The sequence below is a fragment of the Nocardia anaemiae NBRC 100462 genome (assembly GCF_001612725.1).
GTDB classification, from domain to species: domain Bacteria; phylum Actinomycetota; class Actinomycetes; order Mycobacteriales; family Mycobacteriaceae; genus Nocardia; species Nocardia anaemiae.
This window is the reverse complement of the sequence record NZ_BDAZ01000111.1, coordinates 1-5,314: the sequence shown is the minus strand read 5'-3', so window position 1 is coordinate 5,314 and position 5,314 is coordinate 1. Positions and strand designations below refer to the sequence as shown.

The 5,314-nt window shown below is 68.5% G+C and carries 2 protein-coding genes; both read right to left on the bottom strand.

Annotated elements, in window-relative coordinates:
* The coding region (locus NA5_RS38555; RefSeq protein WP_157110904.1) for a type I polyketide synthase at nt 1-4,107 on the bottom strand (4,107 nt) is incomplete at its 3' end.
* 37 nt (nt 4,108-4,144) lie between these two features.
* The coding region (locus NA5_RS38550; RefSeq protein ID WP_157110903.1) for a type I polyketide synthase at nt 4,145-5,314 on the bottom strand (1,170 nt) is incomplete at its 5' end.

Sequence of the window (5,314 nt, the reverse complement as noted above, 5' to 3'; positions counted from 1 at the left end):
CAGCTCACCGCTCAGAGATGAATCACTCACCACCCCAACGCCATCCAGCACACCACTGTTGGTCACCGCCAGCCGCCAGTCACCCTCCGGTAGCACCAGCGCACCGTTACCCGCCGGTGCCAACCTGGGCACGAACATCTCGCCGTCGTGGATCGCCACCTCCGGCTCCCCCAACGCCCACAGTCCCGCGAGGTCCACCGCACCGGCATCGCCGCGCAGGTGCACCAACAGGATTCGCCCCGGCTCCTCCGCTTGGGCGCAGCGCACCAGACCGCGCACCGCACCGCCGGTGAGTCCACCGGTCACGACGACCAGCCGCGCATGGTTCACCTGTCCATCGGCCACGAACCACTGCACGAGCTCCAGCGCGTCGACGACAGTGTCGGAAATGCTCTCCCCGCCAAAACAATTCACCACTAGCATGTCCGACGCCGCCGCGCCGTCGACGCCCGACCGCCAGTCGGCCAGGTCCACGATCCGAACGAGGCCGCTGTCGGCGCCGTCGTGCCGACCGGTCACCGCGAGCCACTGCACCTGTTGCAGCGCAACCGATTCCCGATCGGCACCAAAAGTCAGTTGGTCCACGGTGACCGGTCGCGTCACCAATCGCCGCACCGACACCACCGGACGTCCAGCACCGTCGAAGCCATCCAGTTCCCCGAAATCGTTGCCCGACAAGGCAATCCGGACACGGAGCCGACGCGCTTCACCGGCCGAGAGTGCGGTTCCCTCCCACGCGAACGGCAGCCGCAACTCCGCGCCCGAATCCACCGATCCCAGCGCGGCCGCATGCACCGCGGCGTCGAGCAGCGCCGGATGGATACCGAACCCGCCGACCTGCACCGAATCGGGTAGGGCCACCTCCGCGAACAGTGCCTCCTGGTTACGCCAGAGACGTTGCACCGCACGGAAAGCCGGGCCGTATCCGTACCCGGCTGCCGCCAGCCGCTCATACCCGGCCTGCGCGTCCAGTTCCGTCGCATCGGCGGGCGGCCATGCGGGGGCCATCGGCACCGATACCGTCTGTTCGGTGGCCAGCAGCCCTTCGGCGTGGCGCACCCACCCGCCGTCGCCGCCTTCGACCCGCGAATACACCGACAACGAACGCTGGCCAGCACCGGTGTCTCCGCCGACGACGACTTGCACAGCTACCGCACCCCGATCCGGAATGACCAGGGGCGCTTGCAGTGTCAACTCGCGAACGACCGGGCACTCGCACGCCGAACCGGCCTGCAATGCCAGCTCCACGAAACCCGTTGCGGGAAACAGCACGTACCCCAGCATCCGGTGATCGGCCAACCACGGCTGGCCCGCCAACGAGAGGCGGCCGGTCAGGCGCAGCCCGCCCGAATCCGGTTCCGCCAACCCGGCAGCCAACACCGGATGCCGCAACTCGATGAGCCCCGAACCCGAAGCATCACCGCGCGACGCGGTCAGCCAATAATGCTGCCGCTGGAACGCGTACGTCGGCAGATCCACCCTCCGCGCACCTGTTCCCGCGAAGCAAGCGACCCAGTCGACCGCACCGCCCGCGGTGCACAGTCGACCCACGCCGGATATCACCGAGCGCGCTTCCGGCTGTCCGTGCCGCAGCAGCGGGATCGTCGTCGCCGCGGCGGGGTCCACCGTTTCGGCGACCATCGCCGACGCCGAACTGCCGGGTCCCAATTCCACGAATCGGGTGCCACCGGCGGCCACTGCCGCTGTCACGCCGTCGGCGAACCGCACCGGTTCACGCACATGCCGCACCCAGTATTCGACCGTGCCGTACTCGGCGTCGGCCAACCGTCCGGTCACATTCGACACCACCGGGATTCGCGCGCGTTCCGGCCTGATCTCGGCGATTGCCGCCGCGAACTCGTCGAGCATCGGCTCCATGAGCTCGGAATGGAATGCGTGACTGACCCGCAGCCGCTTGGGGCCGCGTTCGGCCCAACGCCGCTCGAGTTCGGCGATCCCGGCCTCCGGACCCGACACCACCACCGACCCGGCCGTATTCGCCGCCGCAATCGACACACCCGCGGGCAGCTCACCGATCTCGTCGGCCGCCACCGCGATCGAAGCCATGGCACCGCCGCTCGGCAGCCCGGCCATCAACCGGGCACGCACGCCGACCACGCGTGCCGCATCCGCGAGCGACAGCACCCCGGCGATGTGGGCAGCGGTGATCTCCCCCACCGAATGCCCGATCGCGAGCGCGGGCCGGACACCCCACGCGGCCAGCAGTCGCGAGAACCCCACGCCCATCGCGAACAGCCCGCACTGCGCGACAATCGTCGCCGCAACCCCTTGTTCGTCATTGCCCCACAGCGTTTTTCGCACGGGAACGCCGCCGACGAACGGCTCGACCGCGGCCAGCGCGGCGTCGAAGCCGTCCGCGAATGCCGGGAACACCTCGGCGAGCTCGCGGCCCATGTCCGCCCATTGCGCACCCTGACCGGGAAAGACGAATACCGTTTCACCGGAAACGCCGCGCGCCGCGGCGATATCGGCCAAACCGGCGACCAGTTCCGCGCGGTCCTCGCCCACGATCACCGCGCGATGTCCGAGCTGAGCTCGTCCGGCGAGCGAGATTCCGACATCGAGCGCCGTCGCCGCGGGGTTCGCGGACAGCCAGGTCCGCAGCCGATCGACCTGGGCGGCAACCGCCTGCGGTGAACGACCGGACAGTACCCACGGCACCACGGGTAGCACCGCCACCGGTTCCGATTCGAGAGCCGGTGCCGCAGCCTCCTCGAGGATCACATGCGCGTTCGTGCCACTGATCCCGAACGACGATACGGCCGCCCGCCGCGGCCGCTCCGGCGACTCCCACGTCCGCGGCTCGGTGAGCAGTTCCACATTGCCCGTGCCCCAATCCACGCGCGAGGTCGGCGCGTCCACGTGCAGCGTGCGCGGCATCACCCGATGGCGCATCGCCTCCACCATCTTGATCACTCCGGCGATGCCAGCCGCACCCTGAGTGTGGCCCATATTCGACTTCACCGAACCCAGCCACACGGGCTGATCCCGATTGCTTCCGTAGGTGGCCAGCAACGCCTGCGCCTCGATCGGATCGCCCAGCCGCGTCCCGGTCCCGTGTGCTTCGACGAGATCGATGTCGTCGGGCGACAGACCCGCATTCGCCAATGCCGTGCGGATGACTCGTTCTTGCGACGGACCGTTCGGCGCGGTCAAGCCGTTGCTCGCACCGTCCTGGTTGACCGCACTCCCGCGGATCACGCCCAATACCCGGTGTCCCTCGGCTTCGGCGCGCGACAGCCGTTCCAGCACGACGATCCCCGCGCCCTCGCCCCACGCCACGCCGTCGGCGGACTCCGCGAACGATTTACATCGTCCGTCGGGCGCCAGCGCGCCCTGCCTGCTGAATTCGACGAACATCGGCTCGGCCGTTGCCATCACGGTGACGCCACCGGCCAGCGCCATATCGCAGTCACCGGAGCGCACCGCCTGACATGCCTGGTGCAGTGCCACCAGCGAGGACGAACACGCGGTATCGACCGTCACGGCCGGGCCGATGAGGCCCAGTGTGTAGGCCACTCGCCCCGATACCACGCTTGCCGTCCCGCCGACCGTGATATAGCCCGCCACTTCGTCGCGGCGGTCACTGCGTAATGCCGCGAATCCGTAGTCGTGCTGCATTACCCCGGCGAATACGCCGGTGTCGCTACCGCGCAACGAGTGCGGATCGATGCCCGCGTCTTCTAGTGCCTCCCAAGAGGTTTCGAGCAGCAACCGTTGTTGCGGGTCCATCGCCGCCGCCTCGCGCGGGTTGATACCGAAGAACTCGGCATCGAATTCGGCAGCGTCATAAAGGAATCCACCGGTCCGGGTGTATGACTTGCCGCGTGCCCTGGGATCGGGGTCGTACAGGTCATCGGCCCAGCCGCGGTCGGCCGGGAACTCGCCGACGACATCGCGGCCCTCGGCAACCAGATCCCACAGACCGTGCCGCGACGACACCGCACCCGGGAACCGGCAGCCGATACCGACGATCGCGACCGGCTCCCGCGCGGCGTCGAGCAGCTCACGCTCGCGCTGGCGAACCTTGCGCAGTTCGGCCGTGACCCACCGCAGATTCTCGAGCAGTTCGTTGTCGGTGACCACTACCGTGCACTTCCCTTTCCCACTGCGTGCGCGCCGGTCATGACTTGCCGAACTCGCGTCGGATCATGTCGACGAGTTCGTCCGCACTCGCCGACCGCAGATCGTCGTCGTCCGGCTTCGGCCGCCCGCGGGCCGCGATTTGCCCCATGAGCGCCTCCAGCCGAGCCGACACCTCCGTCAGGACATCGTCGTCCGGCTCGAGCTGTGCCAGCGACGCCTCCAGACGCGTCAGCTCCCGCAGCACCCCTTCCGGTCGCGCACCGACCACCTGCCGGTGTAGGTACTGCGCGAGCGCGGTTGGCGTCGGATGGTCGTAGACCGCGGTTGCCGGAAGTTGCAGTCCGGTCACGGATTTGACGCGGTTGCGAAGTTCGACCGAGGTCAGTGAATCGAATCCGAGGTCGCGGAAGTTCGCGCCCGAATCGATCCGGTCGGACCGCCCATGCCCGAGCACGATTGCGATCTGTGTCCGAACGGTTTCCAGCAACTGCCTGGCCTGTGCATCGGCGGTGAGCCCGGCAAGGTCCGACGGAGCGGGCGCAACGGATCCGTGCGCCGCGGCTGGGCGGCCGCCGACGATGTCACCGAGAATCGGCGCCACGCGCGCGGCCGCGCGCAGTGCGGCCCGATCGAAGTCGGCCGCGACCACGACAGGATCGGCCTGTGCCACAGCGGCATCGAACAAAGCCAGCCCCGCCTCGGTGGACAATGGCCGCACGCCGTCGCGCCCGATGCGGGCGGTGTCGGCGGTGTCGAGGGTGCCACCCATGCCAGCCTCAGCGGCCCACAGGCCCCAATCGATCGACACCGCCGCCAGCCCCGACCGCTGCCGCAACGCCGCCAGCTCGTCCAAAAAGGCATTCGCCGCCGCGTAATTCGCCTGTCCGGGCGAACCGAGCACACCGGCGACCGAGGAGAACAGCACGAACCACGCCAAGTCCAGGTCACGCGTCAACTCGTGCAGATACCACGCGGCGTCGACCTTCGGCGCCAATACATTTCGCAATCGCTTCGGATTCAGTGCACCGAGCACACCGTCGTCGAGCACGCCTGCCGTGTGGACCAGTGCGGTCAGCGGGTGCTCGCGCGGTACCTGCGCCAACAACTGCCGACACGAATCGCGGTCGGCGATATCGCATTCCACAATGCGCACCTGCGCGCCTAGCTCGGTCAATTCGGCCTGTAACTGTTGCGCGCCTGGTGCCGC